Source organism: Pseudomonas sp. L-22-4S-12, from assembly GCF_009799935.1.
GTDB lineage: Bacteria > Pseudomonadota > Gammaproteobacteria > Pseudomonadales > Pseudomonadaceae > Aquipseudomonas.
The window spans coordinates 88,754-107,744 of the sequence record NZ_WELL01000006.1; the positions used below are offsets into that span (position 1 = coordinate 88,754).

An 18,991-nucleotide genomic window follows, 5' to 3' on the forward strand; every position below is an offset into this window, starting at 1 on the left:
CGCTGTCAGCAGAACGTCGCGTTGGCTCGTGGCCAGGCGTCGCCGGCGATGGACGATGCAACCTGGGCGCATGCTCATCGACGGGCCGCAGGCTACGCGTGGCGCGGGGAGGGGTTAAATCAAGAAACGTCAAAACCCGTCATCAAGAGGAAAAGGCGACGTGTTGAGCGCAAATGAGGAGAACTGACTCGCAATTCTGCTGGGGCGGGATACCTTGGCGTGCGCCTGTTCACATGAGCAATGAAAAGTTGCCCGGCAAACAGCAGCGCACAGTTTCACAAGGCGGCCGTTAGTGCCGCCGACTTAAATGCCGGGCAATAAAAAAACCAACTTCGATACGTTCCAGCCGACCCAGCCTCATTCGAGCAGGTGCCGCATGTTGAATAAGCTCCAAGTGTCCACTACTGATCATTACCAGTCCCTGGCGGGCGAACAGTCGTCGCCGCGTCATGTACTGGTGGTGGGGCAGGCGGACATCGGCCTGCACAACCTGCTGTGCGATGCGCTGCTTGCTGCCGGCTGCCGGGTCAGCCATCTGACCGACTGTGCCCAGCTGGGCGCCGCGGCGCTGCAGCAGGCCGAACTGGTGTTCGTCTTCGTCGGCGGCATGGCCGACCACAGCCTGTATGCCCAGGTCGGCGGCCTGCTGCGCAGCGCGCCGCATCTGGGCGTGATCCCGGTGGTGGCCTACGACGACCAGGCCCGTGCGGCGGCGTTGCTGGAACTGGGTTGCGTCGATTACCTGCTGGCGCCTTTCAGCACAGCGCAACTGTCGGCGCTGCTGGGGCGCCAGGCGGCGGCCAGCGCCGCCGAGGAAAGCTTCGTTTCCTGCTCGCCGGCCGGCCGCCGCCTGCTGGCCATGGCCCAGCGCGTGGCGCAGACCCGCGCGCCGATCCTGATCGGCGGCGAAACCGGCACCGGCAAGGAAATGCTGGCGCGCTACATCCATCGCTTCTCCGCCGAGCGTGACGCCCCCTTTATCGCGGTCAACTGCGCGGCGATTCCCGAGCAGATGCTCGAATCCATCCTGTTCGGCCACGAGCGCGGCGCCTTCACCGGCGCGGTCACCGCCCAGCCGGGCAAGTTCGAGCTGGCCAACGGCGGCACCCTGCTGCTCGACGAAATCGGCGAGCTGCCCCTGGGCCTGCAGGCCAAGCTGCTGCGCGTGCTGCAGGAGCGCCGGGTCGAGCGCCTGGGCGGGCGCCGCGAGATCGAGCTGGACGTGCGCATCATCGCCGCGACCAACCGCGACCTGCAGGCCGAAGTGGCCGCCGGGCGCTTCCGCGCCGACCTGATGTTCCGCCTGGATGTGCTGCCGCTGTCGATCAGCCCGTTGCGCGAGCGCCGCGAGGACATCCTGCCGCTGACCCGGCGCTTCATTCGCCAGTTCGCCCCGCAGGAAAGCGCCGATGAGCTGCTCACCCGCGATGCCTGCAGCGCGCTGCTGGCCCACGACTGGCCGGGCAATGTGCGCGAGCTGGAAAACACCGTGCAGCGCGCCCTGGTGCTGCGCAAGGGCCTGTTCATCCAGGCCCTGGACCTGGGCCTGGCCAGCCCGAGCGCCAGCCTGGCGAACCGAATCGAGGCGCCAGCGCTGAGCCTGGTGCCCGGCGACGAGGGCCGCGCGGCGCTGCGCGCCAGCGGCAAGTGGGCCGAGTACCAGCACGTGATCGACACCATTCGCCGCTTCGGCGGCCACAAGGCCAAGGCTGCCGCCAGCCTGGGCATGACCCCGCGGGCCTTGCGCTACCGCCTCAGTGCCATGCGCGAGCAGGGCCTGTCCATCCCCCTCTGATGTACCGCCGAACCACAGGTCTGGAGACCCGCCAATGAACTCAATCAGCCAAATCCAGCAGGAACTGCTGGGCCGCATGGAACTGCACCGCGAGCTGTCCGCCAGCGGCGCCGCGATCAAGCCGGCCATGCAGCTCGACGAGCCGGGCCAGGCCGGCGTGCTGCAGAGCTTCGCCGACAGCCTGCGCGCCGTCGACGCCCAGCAGCACCAGGCCGCGCAGGCGATGGCCGCGGTCGACAGCGGGCAGAGCGACGACCTGGTCGGCGCCATGGTCGAGAGCCAGAAGGCCAGCGTGTCGTTCTCTGCCTTGCTGCAGGTGCGCAACAAGCTGTCCAGCGCCTTCGACGACATCATGCGTATGCCCATCTGACGCCGACGGGAACTGAGCCGTGCTGCAAGCTATCCGCAATAAAATTCCGCTGCCTGAAGGGCTGACCGGACCGCGCCTGACCCTGATCGGCCTGGCGCTGCTGGCGGCCGTGCTGGCGGCCGGCGTGGTCTATTACCTGTGGCGCGACCAGGGCGCCCTGCGCCCGCTGTACGGCAGCGGCGAGAGCTTTCCGGCGGCCGAGGTGATGCAGGTGCTGGACGCCGAGGCCATCCCCTACAGCCTGCATCCGGACAGCGGTCAGGTGCTGGTGGCCGAGCAGCAGCTCAGCCGCGCGCGCCTGCTGCTGGCGGCCAAGGGCGTCAAGGTGGCGGTACCCAGCGGCTACGAGCTGTTCGACAAGGACGAGCCGCTGGGCGCCAGCCAGTTCGTCCAGGACGTGCGCCTCAAGCGCAGCCTGGAAGGCGAGCTGGCCCGCACCATCATGGCCATGAAGGGCATCCAGCAGGCCCGCGTGCACCTGGCCCTGGAGGAGAGCCGCTCCTTCGTGGTCAGCCAGCGCAGCCCGGGCAAGGCCTCGGTGATGGTGCAGCTGGCGCCCGGCGCCAAGCTCAGCCCGGAGCAGATCGGCGCCATCGTCAGCCTGGTTGCCGGCAGCGTGCCGCAACTGGCCGCCGAGCAGGTCAGCGTGGTCGACCAGAACGGCTCCCAGCTGTCGCGTTCGCTGCACGGCTGGGAAGGCGTGGTGCAGAACGGCCAGGTGGTCGATGACTACCGGCAGAAGATCGAGGCCGGCATCGAGCAGGTTCTGGCGCCGGTGCTGGGCAATGGCAACTACCGCATCAGCGTGGCCGCCGACTTCGACTTCAGCCAGCGCGAGGAAACCCTGCAGACCTACGGCGACGACCCGCGGGTGCGCAACGAGGTGCTGCGCGACGAGAGCACCCTCGACGAGCTGGCCCTGGGCGTGCCGGGCTCGCTGAGCAATCGGCCGCCGCCCCAGCCGCAGGACCCGGCGCAGGCCGCCGACCCGGCCCAGGCCCAGGCCGCGCCGAACGACCCGCTGGCGCCGCAGAACAAGGCGGCCACCTCGCTGCGCAAGGAATCCAACCGCCAGCTCGACTACGACCAGAGCGTCACCCACGTCAAGCACGCGCCCTACAGCCTGCGCCAGCAGAGCATCTCGGTGGTGCTCAACGAGGCGGCCGCGCCTGAGGGCGGCTGGACGCCGGCGGCGCGGGCCGAGCTGGAGCGCTCGATCAAGAGCGCGGCCGGCTTCAACGACAAGCGCGGCGATGTGCTGAGCCTGAGCGTGTTCCCCTTCGTGGTCGAGGCGCCGCTGGATCTGCCGCCGCTGCCCTGGTGGGAAAACAGCAAGGTGCACGACCTGGTGCGCATCGGCGTGTTCGGCCTGATCTGCCTGCTGCTGTTGCTGCTGGTGATCCGCCCGGCGGTGCGCAACCTGACCCGCGGCCCGCAGGCCGAACTGCTGCCCCCGGCAGACCCGGCCGCGACGGCCCAGCTGGAGCGCCAGGCCCATGACGAGCGCCTGCTCGCCCGGGTGGCCGAGGAATCGCGGGTGATGGGCCTGTTCAGCGAGCTCAACCCGCTCTCGGAAATCCGCCTGCCGGCCCCCGGCTCCGGCCTGGAACACCAGATCGAACACCTGCAGATGCTGGCGCGCAACGACCCCGAGCGCGTCTCCGAAGTGATCAAGCAATGGATCGGACGAAATGAAAGAGCAGCCAACCCCAGCGCCTGAGGCGCAGAGCGCCGCCGGCCAGAGCCTGCAGGTGCGTAGCCACCTGCGTTCGCTGGGCTCCATGGAACAGGCCGCGATCCTCATGCTGAGCATGGGCAACGAGGTCTCCGCCGGGGTGCTGCGGCACTTCTCGCGCGAGGAGATCATCGGCATCAGCCAGGCCATGGCGCGCCTGTCCAACGTCAAGCTGCCGATGGTCTCCGACGTGATCGGCCGCTTCTTCGACGACTACAAGGAGCAGAGCAGCATCAAGGGCGCCTCGCGCACCTACCTGTCGGGGATGCTGAGCAGGGCGCTGGGCAGCGAGATCACCCGCAACCTGCTGGACAGCATCTACGGCGAGGAAATCCGCGCGCAGATGGCCAAGCTGGAGTGGATCGACCCGCGCCAGTTCGCCGCGCTGCTGGCCAAGGAACACCTGCAGATGCAGGCGGTGTTCCTCGCCTTCCTGCCGCCGGCGATGGCCAGCCAGGTGCTGGAGTGCATCCCGCGCGAACACCAGGACGAACTGCTGTACCGCATCGCCAACCTCAGCGAGGTCAATGGCGAGGTGATCGCCGAGCTGGGCGAGCTGATCGAGCGCAGCCTGGCCGTGCTCTCCACCCAGGGCGCCCAGGTGCGCGGGGTCAAGCAGGCGGCGGACATCATGAACCGCTTCAAGGGCAACCGCGACCAGATGTTCGAGCTGCTGCGCGCCCACGACGAGGACCTGGTCGGCAAGATCGAGGAGGAGATGTACGACTTCTTCATCCTCTCCAAGCAGAGCAACGAAGTGCTCGAGGCGCTGCTCGAGGCCATCCCGCTGGAAGAGTGGGTGGTGGCGCTCAAGGGCGCCGAGCCGGCGCTGGTCAAGGCCGTCCAGGGCGCCATGCCCAAGCGCCAGGCGCAGCAGATGGACGCCATCAAGCGCCGTCAGGGGCCGGTGCCGATCAGCCGCATCGAACAGGTGCGCAAGGACATCATGGCCGTGGTCCGCGACCTGGCGGCCCAGGGCGATATCCAGCTGCAGTTGTTCCGTGAACAGACGGTGGAGTGAGGGCGCGCATGGATAACAGGATCATCAAGGGTGGCGAACGCAACTGGCGCCCGTACCGCTTTCCGCCGCGCTGCCGCGAACCGCGGGGCGAGGCCTGGGACGGCGATCCGGCCAGCCGCCAGCGGGCCATCGCCGACGGCTTCCAGCAGGGCATGGACAAGGGCTACCAGGAAGGCCTGCAGCAGGGCCGGGCCGCCGGGCGCGAGGACGGCTTCGCCGAAGGCCGCGAGGAGGGCCTGCGCCTGGGCCGCGAGGAAGGCCGCCAGCAGGGCCGCGAGGTCTTCGAGCGGGTCAGTCAGCCGCTGGACGGTGTGCTCGACGAGCTGCGCCGCTTCCGCGCCGAGCTGGAAGGCAAGCGCCGCCAGGAACTGCTCGAACTGGTGAGCAAGGTGGCCAAGCAGGTGATCCGCTGCGAGCTGACTCTCAACCCCACCCAGCTGCTGGCCCTGGCCGAGGAGGCCCTGGCCAGCATGCCGGGCGAGGTCGGCGAGGTGCAGGTGCTGCTCAACCCGGAGGAGTACCAGCGCCTGCGCGACCTGGCGCCGGAGCGCGCCGCGCAGTGGCGGCTGCTGCCGGACGAGCGCCTGGGCCTGGGCGAGTGCCGGGTGGTGACGGCCCAGGCCGAGGCCGACATCGGCTGCCAGCAGCGCCTGGACTCGTGCATGGATGCCCTGGCCGATCACCTCAAACTGCCCCAGGACTGAGCCCATGGTCGCCTCATTCCAGCTCGACGAGGCGCTGCGCTCGCTCGACAGCGTCAAGCTGGCCAAGGTCAGCGGGCGCCTGGTGCGGGTTTCCGGCCTGCTCCTGGAAAGCCTCGGCTGCCGGCGCATGACCGGCCAGCGCTGCCATATCGAACAGGCCGACGGCAGCCTGCTGGAGGCCCAGGTGGTCGGCTTCGACCGCGACATCACCTACCTGATGCCGTTCAAGAAGCCGGTCGGCCTGACCGCCGGCTCGCGGGTGTTCCCGGCCAACGACGAGGCGCCGCTGCGCATCGACGAGTCCTGGCTGGGGCGGGTGGTCAACGGCCTGGGCGAGGCGCTGGACGAGTTCGGCAAGCTGGACGGCCGCGATACCCTGCCGACCGAGCTGCCGCTGGTCAATCCGCTCAAGCGCCGCCCGGTCGAGGAATCGCTGGATGTCGGGGTGCGCGCGATCAACGCCCTGCTGACCCTGGGCAAGGGCCAGCGCGTGGGCCTGTTCGCCGGCAGCGGGGTGGGCAAGAGCGTGCTGCTGGGCATGATCACCCGGCAGACCAAGGCCGATGTGGTGGTGGTCGGCCTGATCGGCGAGCGCGGCCGCGAAGTGCAGGAGTTCCTCCTCCATTCCCTCGGCGAGGAGGGCCTGCGCAAGGCCGTGGTGGTGGTGGCGCCGGCCAACGAGTCGCCGCTGATGCGGCTCAAGGCCACCGAGCTGTGCCACAGCATCGCCGCCTATTTTCGCGACCAGGGCCACGACGTGCTGCTGCTGGTCGATTCGCTGACCCGCTACGCCATGGCCCAGCGCGAGATCGCCCTGGCCCTGGGCGAGCCGCCGGCGACCAAGGGCTACCCGCCCTCGGTGTTCGGCCTGCTGCCGGAACTGGTGGAGAGTGCCGGCAACGGCGAGAGCGAGCGGGGCAGCCTGAGCGCCATCTACACCGTGCTGGCCGAGGGCGACGACCACCAGGACCCGATCGTCGACTGCGCGCGGGCGATTCTCGACGGCCACATCGTGCTGTCGCGGCGCCTGGCCGATGTCGGCCATTACCCGGCGATCGACATCGCCGCCTCGGTGAGCCGCTGCATGAGCCAGGTCAGCAGTGCCGAGCAGCGCACGGCGGCGCGCCTGTTCAAGGAGTTCTACAGCACCTACGAGAAGATCAAGGAACTGATCCCGCTCGGTGGCTACACCCCGGGCATGGATGCCAAGACCGACCGCGCGGTGCAACTGGCGCCGCGTCTGGAGCGCTTCCTGCGCCAGGAGGTGGGCGAGGGCGCCGACCTGGGCGAGTGCGTGACCCAGCTGCAGGGGCTGATGAAGGTATGAAACAGCAACTCGATGTCCTCGGCCGCCTGGCCAGCCTGCGCGGCAGCCAGGTGCAGCAGATGCTCGGCCGGGTCAACTACCAGCAGAACCTCTGCCAGCGCTACCGCAACAACATCATCGGCCTGTCGCGCCTGCTCGGCTTCGAGGTGCCGCTCAGTACCAGCCTGCAGCGCGACAACCAGCAGCGCTACAAGGTCACCCTGCACAAGATGGTCGAGCTGCAGCGCAAGGAGCTGGGCCTGGCCGAGCAGACCCTGGCGCGCATCCAGGGCGAGTTGCTGGCGGCCATGCGCAGCGAGAAGATCGTCAGCCAGTTTCTCGACGGCAAGCTGGCCGAGTGGCAGGCTCAGCTGGCCCAGCAGGAGCAGAAGATCCAGGACGGCCTGGCCGCGCAGGCCTGGTGGCGGGCGCAGGGTGCCTGACCTGTGCCGCGGGCCGGCTTGAGAAGCGGGCGCGGCGCCGCATCCGGGCCGGCGAAAAAACAATTTAAGTTCGCGGGGCGGATGGTCGCTTATCCCTGACAAGCCCCCTTGTAATGGTGATTCCCATGGAAATCGGCCGTACTCAACAATCGATCTATACCGCGCCAGCCGAGACCCAGGCCGCGCCGCGCCAGCTGCAGGCGCAGCCGGCGGGTGAAGCGCGCTCGGCGCAGCCGCTGGCCGAGGGCCTGCCCCTGGAAAAACTGCAGGCCGTGCTCGACAGCCTGCCGGTGGTGGACTTCGCCAAGGTGGCCGAACTCAAGGCGGCCCTGGCGGGTGGCGAGATCAAGCTGGACAGCGCCAGCCTGGCGCAGAGCATGCTGAGCTACCACCGCGGTAGCGACGCGTGACCCAACGCGCGCGCCTGCTGACCATCCTGGCTCAGGATGTTCAGGACGACCTGCTAGATTATCGGCAGCTGGAGCTTCTGCTCCCCGAGTTGCACCAGGCCTTGCTGGCTCGCGACAACCCGCTGATCGCCCGGCTCAATGAGCGCATCGAGTCGTTTTGCGCGCAGGTGCGCGTGCGTGCGCAGCGGCGCAGCAAGGCGCTGGCGGCCCTCGGCCTGGGTGCAGGGGCGGCGGCGATGAGCAGCCTGCTGCAGCACTTCAGCGCCGCCCCGCGGCAACTGCTCGACAGTGGCTGGCAGGCCCTGCGGGCGGCCGCCGCCCGTTGCGCCGAGCACAACGAGCGCAATGGCCAGCTGCTGGCCATGCACCACGAGATCATCGAGCAGCTGCTCGGTGAGTCGACGCGCAACCAGCTCTACGCCCCGCCGAGCCACGCCTACTAAGCGCTGCACCCCTATGCTGCCGCGGTGGTCAGCGCAGATTTCAACGCCTCCCTGCTGCGACCAATAAGGGCTTGGGTCGTCCGGTCTGTACCTGAACGCCCCTGCGTAGGGTGCGCCGTGCGCACCGCAAGCCCATGGATTGCCCCTGGCGCGCACGGAGCACCCTGCGGGAGATCGTGCCTTCGCCGCGCCTTAAGTCCTCGCCTGGCCCTGTCGCCCTTATAGAGAACGGATTGGCCCATCGTGGACGGAAGGCGGCTTTCCGCTTTTGTCGCGTGCTGCGCCAAGGGGAAGGGGTTCTTCACTCTGAATCAGCCTGAAACCCTTGTGGTACGGGCTTTCAGGCCTTGGCACCAGTCTTGCTAAACCACCCTTAAAGGAAGGTACCGAACCATGGCGATCGATTCCGAATACGCAAAGAACATGGCCAGCCAGCTGGCCAACTATCAGGTGCAGGCTGCCTGGACCCGTGCGCAAACCAGCGAGAAGACCTACCAGAGCCAGCTCACGGCGGTAGGCACGCTGGACAGCGCGCTGAAGTCCTTCCGCACGGCCGTCACCGGCCTGCGTTCGGGCGGCAGCAGCATGCTGGTCAATTCGGCAACCTTCAGCCAGACCGGCTATGCCAGTGCGACCGTTTCGGCCAGCGCCACGCCGGGCAACTATCAGTTCTTCGTCAAGCAGCTGGCCAGCGCCCAGCAGTTGGCCGTGCCGGGGATCGCCGATGGGGATGTGCCCGCTTCGGGCAGCCTGGGCTTTAGCCAGAACGGCAAGAGTTTCGCCATCGACCTGGCCACGGTCGACAAGGATGGCAATGGCGTGCGCAGTCTCGACGAGCTGGCTGCCGCGATCAATGCGGCGCCGGACAACTCGGGGTTGACCGCCAGCCTGGTGCGCAGCACCGATCCCGTCACCGGCACGGCCAGCGTTTCGCTGCTGCTGAGCAGCAACAGTAGCGGGGCAGCCAACCAGATCAGCGTCAGTACCGATGGTGTGCCGGGCAGCTTCCTTGGCAAGACCCCGCAGGAACTGAGCAAGGCGCAGGACGCCATCGTCATGCTCGGCGGCGAAACCGGCATGCAGCTGACCAATGCCAGCAACACCTTCAGCAACATGATCGACGGCGTCAGCCTGACCTTCACCAAGGCCCATGTGGCCGGCGAGGCGCCGCTGAGCCTGACTGTTGGCCAGGACAAGAGCGCCACCGAGGCGAAGATGAAGAGCTTCATCGACGCCTTCAACAGCCTGATGTCGACTTTCGACAGCCTGACCGCCAGCGGCGGCAAGGACAGCGAACGCGGCAGCCTGGCTGGCGATTCCAGCATCCGCTCGGTCGAGAGCATGCTCAACCAGGTGGTGCGTACCGCCTTCGGTGGCAAGAGCCTGATCGACTTCGGCGTCGCCGCCGACCGCAACGGCAAGCTCACCCTGAATGCCGAGCGCTTCGCCAAGGCCCTGGCGGCCGACCCGGCCGGGCTGGACAAGCTGTTCAGCGAGAAGGGCAACCTGATCGACAGCATCGACAAGAACGTGGCGATCTACACCGGCAGCGTCAACGGCGTGATGAAGAACCGCAAGGACTTCATCAATGCCCAGATCGGCCGGGTCAAGGACCAGTACGAGGCGCTCGATCGCCAGTACGAGCTGCACTACACCCGCTACCTGCGCCAGTACACCAACCTGATGGAGGTCATGTCGTCCATGGAACAGACCCAGGGGATGTTCGGATGAGCACCTACCACCTGAATGAAACCTACGACAGCTACCGCTCGGTCGACCTCGAGGCGCGCGCCGCCGCGGCCTCGCCGTACCAGCTGGTGCTGGTGCTGTTCGACGGCCTGCTCGACGAGCTGGCCCGCGCCCGCGGCCATATCCAGGCCAAGCGCTACGAGCACAAGGGCCGCTCGCTGGAGAAGTGCCTGAACATCCTCAATGGCTTGAGCAGCGCCCTGGATTACGACAATGGCGGCGAGCTGGTGCACGAGCTGGCGCGCCTCTACGACTACTGCATCTATCGCCTGTCCGACGTCAGCGTGACCCTCTCGCTGGAGGGCCTGGACGAGGTCGAGAAGCTGCTCGGCACCCTGCGCGAAGGCTGGGACGCGGTCAATGCCAAGCGCGGCTGAGCTGCAGGCCCTGCACGAGCGCCTGGCGCGTGCGCTGCAGGGCCGCGACTGGGCCGCCTTCGGTGTCATCGACGGCGCCATCCGCGCGGCCCTGCAGCGGCTCGACGGGGTGCCGCCCAGCGCCGAGCTGAACGCGGCCCGGCAGGGCCTCAAGCGCCTGCATGGCGAGGCCCTGCGCGCTTGTGCGAACGAATGTGAACGCCTGCGCAAGCTGCTGCTGGCGCACCTGCAATACGCCGAAGGCAGTGCCGCCTACCGGCAAGTCAACGACTGGCAAGAGAGCCGCTGAAGCATGCTGCAACTGATGACCAACCCCGCTGCGGCCGCCGCCCCCGGCCCCGACGAGCCGCGCCGCGCCGTGGATGACGCGGCGGCGCCGGGCGATGCGGGCTTCGTGCTGCCGGCGCTGGTTGCCCCTGAGCCGTTGCCCGAGCCGGCGCTCGATGCCGCCTTGGTCGGGTTGCCCGTTGCGGCCGCGCCAGTATCGGCGCCGGCGGACGAAGCCGCGGCCGCAATCCCGGTCGGCGAGGTCGAGGCCCTGCTCGGCAGCCTGCTGCTGCAGCGCGATACCCAGGTGCAGGCGCGTGCCGAACAGGCCCTGGCGGCGTCGCTGCCGGGCCAGCCGGTCCAGGCGGCGCTGGCCGCGGCCATGCCGCTGCTCGGCGGGCAACGGCCGCCGGCCACTGCCCCGGACACGCCTGCCGCTGCCGCTGCCGCCGTGCCGGCGAGTGCCGGCGAGGGTGGCGAGCAACTGTCGGCGCCGCGGCCGCTGGCCATGCCCGCCGTGCCGGATGGCGCCAGCCGCCAGCAGGTTGTGAGCGAGCCAGGCGCGGAGTCCGCCGCCCAGGTGCCGCTGCCGGAGGTGCCGGCCGGCGAAAGCAGTGCGTCTCGCCCGGCAGCGGAGGCGACTCTGCGCGGCGAGCCGAGCGGCCCGCTGGCGCGTCCGGCGGTGCTGGAGCAGCGCCTGCAACTGCAGGGGCCGCAAGCCAAGTGGGGCGAGCAGATGCTCAACGCCCTGCGCGACAGCGTCGAGCTGCAGCTCAGGCAGAACAAGCAACAGGCCACCATTCGCCTCGACCCGGCCGAGCTGGGCAGCCTGGAGATCCGCCTGAACCAGGAGGGTGGGCGCCTGCAGGTGCACATCAGTGCGGCTCAGGGCGACGTGGCGCGCCTGCTGCAGCAGACCAGCGAACGCCTGCGCCAGGACCTGATCGGCCAGCATTTCGTCCAGGTCGATGTGCAGGTTGGTGCCGACAGCCAGTCCGGCCAGCGGCATGCCCGCCAGGCCGCCCACCTGCCGGCCGAGCAGGCACCGCGTGCCTCCGGCGAAGAGGCGGAAGACACCGGGACGGGCGCGCAGCGCAGGCGCAGCGATGTTCTGGTCAGTGTATGAGCCGCTGCCGGCAATCACGCCGGCAGCCTTGAAGTCTTAGCGAAGTGGAGCGTAACCCCGACATGGCGATGCCGCGCATCATCCTGATCATGCTGATCCTCAACACCCTGCTGGCCGTCGGCGGCATCGGGTTCACCTTCACCCTCTACCAGAGCGTGCAGCAGATGGCCCAGGCCGCGCCGAACGAGGCGGCGGGCGCCGCGAGCGAGGCGACCGAGGAAGCCGAGGCGGAGAAGGTCGAGTACCAGTTCCACCCGGTGGACAAGGTCATCGTCAGCCTGGCCGGCGACGGCCGCGAGCACTACATCGTGTTCGACCTGGTGCTGCAGGCCGGCCTGGAAACCGAGAAGAAGAAGCTCGAGCAGATCGACCCGATGGTGCGTAATTCGGCCGTGGCCCACTTGACCAGCCTGAAGTTCCAGGAACTGCGCGGCCAGGCCATTCCCCAGCTGCAGACGGCGCTGGAGGCGGCGATCCTGCAGGATTTCGCCGCGCGCAACCTGCTGGTGCCGTTCGAGCATGTGCTGATCAGCAAGATGATTGTGCAGTAGGACCCGTGCCCATGACTGCCCTGGCCGCCCTCGACCACGATTACGGCTCTCCTGCTGAAACCCAGGGGCTGGATGCGGCTGCCGAGCGCAAGTGGCTGCTGCAATACCTGCCGCTGGTCAAGCGCATCGTCCGCCAGCTGGCATTGCAGGCCAGCCAGGTGATGGATCGCGAAGACATGGAGCAGATCGGCCTGATGGGCCTGCTCGAATGCCTGCGCCGCTATGGCGAGCCCGACGAGCAGTTCGGCCGCTTTGCCGCGCTGCGTATCCGCGGCGCCATCCTCGACGAACTGCGCCGCCAGGACTGGCGCCCGCGCCAGGTGCGCCAGCAGGTGCACAAGGTGCGCGATGCGATCCGCGGCCTGGCGCGCCAGCTCGGACGCATGCCACGCGAGGAGGAAATTCGCCAGCACGCCGGGCTGGATGCCGAGGCCTACCAGGACTACCTGTGGGCGGAATCCTCGGAGGCCATCGAAAGCCTCGACGAGCTGCTCCAGGTCGGCGTCGAGAGCTTCGCCGACGGCGCGGCGGTGGTCGAAGAACGGGTACTCAGCGAGCGCCTGCTGGCCCAGGCCCTGGAGCGCCTGGACGAGCGCGAGCGCCTGGTGCTGACGCTGTATTACCAGCATGAACTGAGCCTGAAAGAAATTGCGCTGGTGCTCGAGGTGAGCGACGCGCGTGTCTGTCAACTGAGCAAGCAGGCGCTGGCCAAGGCCTGTCGCTTCCTGAAAGAGGAACGTTAATCGTGTTGAAGGTACTGGGAGCGCTGATCATCGTCGGCTGCGTGCTGGGTGGCTACGTCATGGCCCACGGCGAACTGGCCATGCTCTGGCAGCCGGCCGAAGTCATCATCATCCTCGGCGCCGGCCTGGGCAGCCTGGTGGTCGGCAACCCCAAGGAAGTGCTGCTGGAGATGTGCGTGCAGATCAAGGGCGTGTTCGTCTACAAGCGCCGCGGCGAGGAGTTCCAGCGCCAGTTGCTGATGCTGCTGTACGAGCTGCTGGAAACCGTCGAGGAGGGCGGCCTCAAGGCCCTCGACGAGCACATCGAGGAACCGGAGCAGAGCGAGCTGTTCAGCAAGTACCCGCTGATCCTCAAGGAAGACAACCTGATGTTCTTCATCGCCGACAACTTCCGCCTGATGGCCATGGGCAAGATCAGCGCCCACGAGCTGGAAGGCTTCCTCGAACAGGAACTGGAAGCCATGGAGCATGCCCTGCTGCAGCCGGCGCGCTCGCTGCACAAGGTCGGCGAGGCCATGCCCGGTTTCGGCATCCTCGCGGCGATCCTCGGCATCGTCATCACCATGGGCAATATCGGCGGCTCGGTGGCCGAGGTGGGCGCCCACGTGGCCGCCGCCCTGGTCGGCACCTTCCTCGGCATCTTCTGCTGCTACTGCCTGATGGAGCCGCTGTCCAACGCCATGAGCCAGCGGGTCAAGACCGAGCTGTCGGCCCTGGAATGCGTGCGTACCACCCTGGTCGCCCACGTGGCCGGCAAGCCGACGCTGCTGGCGGTGGACGCCGGGCGCAAGCTGATCGAGCAGGACGTCAAGCCGGCGTTCAAGCAGCTGGAAATCTGGGTCAACCAGTTCGAGGAGCAAAGGGAAGCGGCATGAAGAAGCGCGGCGACAAGGCTCACCCGGAAATCATCATCAAGCGTCGTTCCCGGCGTGGTCACGACGAAGAACACGGTGGTGCCTGGAAGGTGGCCTTTGCCGACTTCACCATGGCCATGATGGCGCTGTTCATGGTGCTGTGGATCGTCCAGCCGCAGAGCAAGGAAGAGACGCCGTCGACCGCCGACATGTACAACAACCCGCTGGTCGACGGCGGCGCCGGGGTGTTCGACGGCAAGAGCCGCTCGCCGCTGGATCTCGACGGCATTCCGGTGCAGGTGAGCAAGGTCGAGACCCAGGACAACGCCGCCATGAGCCCGCAGGACCCGGCCAGCGAGCAGCCGGGCGGCGAGGCGCCACGCAAGCTGTATGGCACCCCGGCCGAGCTGCAGGCGCTGGCCGAGCTGATGCAGACGGTGGCCAGCCAGTTGCAGGCCGAGGCCAACATTGCCGTCGAGGTGGTGCCCCAGGGCCTGCGCATCCTGTTGCGCGATGACCAGCAGCGCTTCATGTTCGAGCGCGGCAGCACGCGCCTGACTCCCCATTTCCGCCAGCTCATGTTCGGCCTGGCGCAGGTGCTGGACAAGGTCGAGAACAAGCTGATCATCAGTGGCCATACCGATGCCACGCCCTACCGCGGCGGTCGCGCTTACGACAACTGGAACCTCTCCGGCGATCGCGCCCTCAGTGCGCGCAATGCCCTGGTCGAGGCCGGCATGTCGAGCGACGCGGTGCTGCAGGTCACCGCCCATGCCGAGCGCATGCCGCTGCGCCCGGAGGCGCCGGAGGATGGCGTCAACCGCCGGGTCGAGGTGTTGTTGCTGACGCAGCAGGCCGAGCAGCTGTACCGCCAGCTGTTCGGTGACAGCTATGCCCAGGTCCAGGTCAGCCAGAGCGGTGCGAACTTCGCCAAGGAGGCGGACAAGCCCTTGTAAGGCCAGTCCCCGGCCCTTCGCCCGAGCAGGCGGCTCGTGCACGGTTCGGTGCAACGATGAAACTGTGGAGCGCTACGACGGGGCCCGCTCCACGCCACTTTTCCCCGGGACTGCAGCCACGATGACCTCCTTTCTCTCCCCCCAGGCACAGGCGAGCAGCGCCGCGCAGGCATCCGCTGCCCTGGCGTCGCGCATCGATCAGGTACTCAGCGACAGCACCCTGGCCCTGCACAGCCAGCTCGAGGATCTGGTCGATCGCGCCATCGGCGACCTGCATTTCGAGCACCGGCTGGAGCTGGAGCTGGCCGAAGCCGAGTGCGCTGACCTGGCCCGCGAGCTGGCCGAAGCCAAGCAGGCTGCGCTCGGCTTGCAGGCGGAGCTGGCCGCGGCACACAGCCAGTTCGAGGCCGAGCAGCGTGCCCATGGCCAGGCCCTGGTCGAGAATGCCGCCCTCGAGACCCGTCTGGAAAAGAGCGCCCGCGAGCTCGAGGCGCTGGGCGCACAACAGCAGGCCAGTGCGGCGGCCCTGGCCGAGGCGCAACAGCTGGCGCTGCAGGCGCAGGCGGATCTGGCCGAGGCTCGGGAGCGTTTGGCGGTCGAGCAGCAGGCTCACGCCCAGGTGTTGGCGGACAACGCCGACCTCGAGGCGCGGGTGGAGCTGGGCTCCCGGGAACGTGAGGAACTGGCTGCGCGCCTGGAGGCGGCCGCGCAGGACGCCGAGCAGCTGCGCCAGGCGCACCAGCTGCAGGCGCAACAAGCCAGCAGCCGGCAGCAGGCGGCCGAGGAGGAGGCGCGGCAGCTGCGCGACGCCTTGAGTTCAGCCCGGGGCGAGGGCGAGGCGCTGGCGCGCAGCCTGGCCGAGACCGAGCAGGCTGTGCAGCAGTTGCAGGTGGATCTGGACGAAGCCGGGCAGGCTGCGCTGGGCGCGCAGGCGGATCTGCAGGCGGCGCACGGCCTGCTCGAGGCCGAGAAACGCGTGCACGCCCAGTCGCTGGTGGACAACGCCGCCCTGCAGACGCGGCTGGAGAAGGGCGTTCGGGAACTCGAAGAGCTGGGCGTGCGCCTGGCAGCGGCCGAGCATGACGCTGAGCAGCTGCGTCAGGTGCTGCAGGATAGCAGCGAGCACAGCGCCCAGCAGCAGGCCGCCGAGGCTGCCCTGGCTGCCTCCCGGCAGGAGGCGGGCGAGCTGCACGAGCAGCTGGACGCTGCCCGCAGCGCCCAGGTCGGGCTGGAGGCCCGTGCGGCGCAGGCCGAGCGTGCTGCCGAGCAGGCCCGGCAGCAGCTCGACCAGCAGCAGGCGTGCACTGCCGAGGCACTGCAAGAGCTGCAGCAGGAACTGCGCGAGCAGCGCGATGCGCTGGCCGTGGCTGATGCCAGTCGGGGCGATCTCGGTCAGCGCCTGGCGCAAGCCGGGGTCGAGGTCGAGGCGCTGCGTCAGCACAGCGCTACGCTGACCGAGCAGGCGGTCGCCAAGGATCGGCGTCTGCTCGAGCTGGGCCGGACGCTGGCACAGGCCAGCGAGCGCGAGCGCAAGTCCTCGGCGCTGATTAGCGATGCGAAGGGGGTGCTGGCTGAGTCCAAGCACAACATCGCCCTGCTGGAGGTCAAGCTGCGCGATGCCAGGGAGGAGGCCAACATGCTGCGCGCGGAGCTCGCTTGCGCCCGGCAGGTCCAGGTTGAGCCGCTGCAGTACCCGCTGTAGCCATGCCGGCGGCGCACGGTTCGTCGCTGCGACGTCCGAGGTTGGTCTGGTGTTCCGATGGCGGCGCCCGGCGGGTGCCTTGCGTCTATTTCAGTGCAGGCATTGGCGCAGCTGGGCGTCGCTCACCTGGCCCAGCTGCGACCGCGCAATGCTCAACCAGTGCCCACCACGGCCGGCCTGCAGGCAGAGCAGGGCCAGCGCTTCATCGTTCATGCTGATGTACAGCTCGGTTGGGCTGCTGACCAGCTGCGCCAGGCGCGCCTCGATGGCCTGCCCCTGTTGCTGCAAGGTCTGGCGCTGGGCGTCGTCATAGCCCAGGTAGGTCGTGTGCAACTGGCCCTGGGTGCTGCCGGCTCGCTCATCGGTGCGCAGCAGCAGGGCGGTCAGCAGCGTGCCGACCAGCAGCAGGCCGGCGCAGGCCCAGAGGCAGGCGCTACGCTGCCGCCCGGGCCGGGCTTCTGCCTGTGGCTGGGCTTCGACGCTCGGCGCGGTTGCCGGGCTTGTCGCGGTTGCCGGCGCTGCGGCCTGCGGGCTGTCGGCTGCCTGGCTCGGCGCGGGCGTCGGTGCGCTGCTCAGCAGATACTGCGGGTTGATCAGGTAGCCGCGGCGCGGCAGGGTCTGGATGATCTGCCGTTCCTTCTCGTCGCCGAGGACCTGGCGCAGCACATACACCTGCTGGTTCAGGCTGCCCTGGCCGACCACGCGGTCGGCCCAGGCGAACTGCAGCAGCTCCTCGCGGGTCACCACTTCGCCCGGCGTCTGCAGCAGGCGTTCCAGCAGGCGGCTGCCGGAATAGCCCAGGTCGATGCGCTGTTCGCCGCTGGCCAGCTGCAGCTGGAAGCGCGTCGGGTAGAAATACACCAGGCAATCGGGATGACCCGTCTTCAGGGTCAGACAGGGTGCGGCATTTTCGCAAGGGCTGGGGGAACTGGCACTGCTGTTGGTCATGGACTGCATGGGTTGTTCTAGAGGGGTTGCGGGCGCGCAGAGGCCTTGCGGCGGTATTCTGGCGTCATAAAAATGGTGATGCAAGTCTCACTAGTGAAAACAATCTTGTGAATAGCTGTGCTGCTGGTTTGCCTATGGTGCGGCGTCTATTGGCACCCTGGCCATGCTGCTCCGTGGCCCTGCACAGAATAGCCCCGGGTGAGAAATGACGCTCGCCGTCGCCGCCAGGTTACGAGAGGGCTTTTTGCGCACACGCAAAAAACCACGGCCCTGCGGATGCAGAGCCGTGGCGATGCAACTGGCCGCGCAGGCGGCCAGGGTGGTGCTTAGCCCAGCAGGGACATGACCATGCCCGGCATCTGGCCGGCTTGCTTGAGCATGGAGATGCCCGACTGCATCAGCATGCTGTTCTTGGTCATGGTGGCGCTTTCCGAAGCGAAGTCGGCGTCCATGATGCGACCCTTGGCCATCTCGGTGTTGTCGCGCATGTTGGCCAGGTTGTTGGAAGTGTGGTTCAGGCGGTTGATGTTGGCGCCGAACTGGGCGCGCATGGCGGTGACACTGGCCATGGCGGTGTCCATCAGGCCCATGGTGGTGGCGGCGCTGGCGTTGTCGGTCATGGTCCCGGCCTTGGCGGCGGTCCAGTCGGTGTTCAGGGTGGTCAGGGTGCCACCGACGTTGGCAGCCAGGGTCAGCTTCTCGGCGGCGTTGGCGCCGATCTGGAAGTTGACGGCGGCGGTGAACTTGCCACCGGCAGCGAACAGGGCTTCACCGGCGTACTTGGTGTTGGTCAGGATGTTGTCGACTTCCTTGCCTAGCTCGGTGAACTCGGTCTGCAGGGCGGTACGGTCGGCGGTGCTGTTGGTATCGTTCGCTGCCTGCTCGGACAGGTCCTTCATGCGTTGCATGATGTCGCCCATTTCCTTCAGCGCGCCTTCGGCGGTCTGCAGCAGGGACACGCCGTCGCTGACGTTGCGCATGGCCACGGCCATGCCGCGGGAGCCGGCGTTCAGGCGGGTGGCGATCTGCAGGCCGGCGGCGTCGTCGGCGGCGCTGTTGATGCGGAAGCCGGTGCCCAGGCGCTGCTGGTTGGTGCCCAGTGCGCTGTTGGTCTTGCTCAGGTTGGTTTGGGTGACCAGAGCGGAGTAGTTGCTGTGGATCGACAGAGCCATGATGAATTCCTTCCTGCGGGTTGCCTTGAGAGAAAGCTGGCTGCGTTTGCCTGCTGAGGGGGTAGAGCGACAATCGCCGGCAGGGGCTTAAGCAAAATTTCATAATTTTTCTGGCGCCCGGCTTTTGACGGGTGCGCCGAGGGCTCTGCAGCGGGCTTGGCGGGCTGCTTGCTGGTATGTGGGAGCGGATTTATCCGTGAGGGAGAACGGCTCGGTGTTGCCCACCTTCGCGGCTGAAGCCGCTCCTACGAAAAGCGTCGGGCTCTCGCGGCGTGTCGGTAGCCCACGGCTCTTGTATGTGGGAGCGGATTTATCCGCG

Annotated in this window: 20 protein-coding genes; 18 read left to right on the forward strand and 2 right to left on the reverse strand. The window is 68.0% G+C overall.

Features of this window, described 5'->3' with window-relative positions; translation table 11 throughout:
• Positions 1-394: 394 nt before the first annotated feature.
• The 18 genes from F3I16_RS15220 (at position 395) to F3I16_RS15305 (ending at position 16,552) form a co-directional block, all read left to right on the forward strand.
• Complete coding sequence (locus F3I16_RS15220) at positions 395-1,795, forward strand: sigma 54-interacting transcriptional regulator (protein WP_372239639.1); 1,401 nt, start codon at positions 395-397, stop codon at positions 1,793-1,795.
• Between the two features lie 34 nt (positions 1,796-1,829).
• Positions 1,830-2,165: a flagellar hook-basal body complex protein FliE gene (locus F3I16_RS15225; protein WP_160494413.1), complete on the forward strand. Its 336-nt coding sequence runs from the start codon at positions 1,830-1,832 to the stop codon at positions 2,163-2,165.
• Positions 2,166-2,184: 19 nt separating this feature from the next.
• Entirely contained in the window at positions 2,185-3,885 is a 1,701-nt protein-coding gene (gene fliF, locus F3I16_RS15230) for a flagellar basal-body MS-ring/collar protein FliF (protein WP_160494414.1), read from the forward strand.
• A complete protein-coding gene (locus F3I16_RS15235) occupies positions 3,857-4,921 on the forward strand; it encodes a FliG C-terminal domain-containing protein (protein WP_160494415.1) in 1,065 nt (354 codons plus the stop codon). Before fliF ends, F3I16_RS15235 begins: the two co-directional genes overlap by 29 nt.
• Positions 4,922-4,929: 8 nt before the next feature.
• The gene (gene fliH, locus F3I16_RS15240) at positions 4,930-5,625 is read left to right on the forward strand and encodes a flagellar assembly protein FliH (protein WP_160494416.1); all 696 of its coding nucleotides are present in this window, start codon (positions 4,930-4,932) and stop codon (positions 5,623-5,625) included.
• Positions 5,626-5,629: 4 nt separating this feature from the next.
• Complete coding sequence (fliI, locus tag F3I16_RS15245) at positions 5,630-6,952, forward strand: flagellar protein export ATPase FliI (RefSeq protein ID WP_160494417.1); 1,323 nt, start codon at positions 5,630-5,632, stop codon at positions 6,950-6,952.
• Entirely contained in the window at positions 6,949-7,374 is a 426-nt protein-coding gene (locus F3I16_RS15250; protein ID WP_160494418.1) for a flagellar FliJ family protein, read from the forward strand. The genes fliI and F3I16_RS15250 overlap by 4 nt, the downstream gene beginning before the upstream one ends.
• Positions 7,375-7,499: 125 nt before the next feature.
• Complete coding sequence (gene flgM, locus F3I16_RS15255) at positions 7,500-7,784, forward strand: flagellar biosynthesis anti-sigma factor FlgM (RefSeq protein ID WP_160494419.1); 285 nt, start codon at positions 7,500-7,502, stop codon at positions 7,782-7,784.
• Positions 7,781-8,227 carry a flagellar export chaperone FlgN gene (gene flgN, locus F3I16_RS15260; RefSeq protein WP_160494420.1) on the forward strand — a complete coding sequence of 149 codons (447 nt, stop codon included), beginning with the start codon at positions 7,781-7,783 and terminating at the stop codon, positions 8,225-8,227. Before flgM ends, flgN begins: the two co-directional genes overlap by 4 nt.
• 393 nt (positions 8,228-8,620) lie before the next feature.
• Positions 8,621-9,958 (forward strand): flagellar filament capping protein FliD, encoded by a 1,338-nt coding sequence (gene fliD / locus F3I16_RS15265; RefSeq protein ID WP_160494421.1) that lies wholly within the window; start codon positions 8,621-8,623, stop codon positions 9,956-9,958.
• A complete protein-coding gene (fliS, locus tag F3I16_RS15270) occupies positions 9,955-10,353 on the forward strand; it encodes a flagellar export chaperone FliS (protein WP_160494422.1) in 399 nt (132 codons plus the stop codon). The genes fliD and fliS overlap by 4 nt, the downstream gene beginning before the upstream one ends.
• Complete coding sequence (locus F3I16_RS15275) at positions 10,337-10,642, forward strand: hypothetical protein (protein WP_160494423.1); 306 nt, start codon at positions 10,337-10,339, stop codon at positions 10,640-10,642. Before fliS ends, F3I16_RS15275 begins: the two co-directional genes overlap by 17 nt.
• A gap of 3 nt (positions 10,643-10,645) precedes the next feature.
• A complete protein-coding gene (locus tag F3I16_RS15280) occupies positions 10,646-11,746 on the forward strand; it encodes a flagellar hook-length control protein FliK (RefSeq protein WP_160494424.1) in 1,101 nt (366 codons plus the stop codon).
• 62 nt (positions 11,747-11,808) lie between these two features.
• Positions 11,809-12,297: a flagellar basal body-associated protein FliL gene (gene fliL / locus F3I16_RS15285; protein ID WP_160494614.1), complete on the forward strand. Its 489-nt coding sequence runs from the start codon at positions 11,809-11,811 to the stop codon at positions 12,295-12,297.
• An 11-nt stretch (positions 12,298-12,308) separates the two neighbouring features.
• Complete coding sequence (locus F3I16_RS15290; protein ID WP_160494425.1) at positions 12,309-13,040, forward strand: FliA/WhiG family RNA polymerase sigma factor; 732 nt, start codon at positions 12,309-12,311, stop codon at positions 13,038-13,040.
• Positions 13,041-13,042: 2 nt separating this feature from the next.
• Positions 13,043-13,915: a flagellar motor stator protein MotA gene (gene motA, locus F3I16_RS15295; RefSeq protein ID WP_160494426.1), complete on the forward strand. Its 873-nt coding sequence runs from the start codon at positions 13,043-13,045 to the stop codon at positions 13,913-13,915.
• A complete protein-coding gene (locus F3I16_RS15300; RefSeq protein ID WP_160494427.1) occupies positions 13,912-14,850 on the forward strand; it encodes an OmpA family protein in 939 nt (312 codons plus the stop codon). Before motA ends, F3I16_RS15300 begins: the two co-directional genes overlap by 4 nt.
• 121 nt (positions 14,851-14,971) lie before the next feature.
• Entirely contained in the window at positions 14,972-16,552 is a 1,581-nt protein-coding gene (locus tag F3I16_RS15305; RefSeq protein WP_160494428.1) for a hypothetical protein, read from the forward strand.
• A 90-nt stretch (positions 16,553-16,642) separates the two neighbouring features.
• Here the strand turns inward: F3I16_RS15305 and F3I16_RS15310 are convergent, their stop codons facing one another.
• Together F3I16_RS15310 and lafA are read right to left on the reverse strand one after the other, a co-directional pair.
• Positions 16,643-17,509, reverse strand: coding sequence for a winged helix-turn-helix domain-containing protein (locus F3I16_RS15310; protein WP_256670194.1), 867 nt, complete (start codon positions 17,507-17,509; stop codon positions 16,643-16,645).
• Between the two features lie 317 nt (positions 17,510-17,826).
• Positions 17,827-18,672, reverse strand: coding sequence for a lateral flagellin LafA (gene lafA / locus F3I16_RS15315; protein ID WP_160494429.1), 846 nt, complete (start codon positions 18,670-18,672; stop codon positions 17,827-17,829).
• Positions 18,673-18,991: the final 319 nt, after the last annotated feature.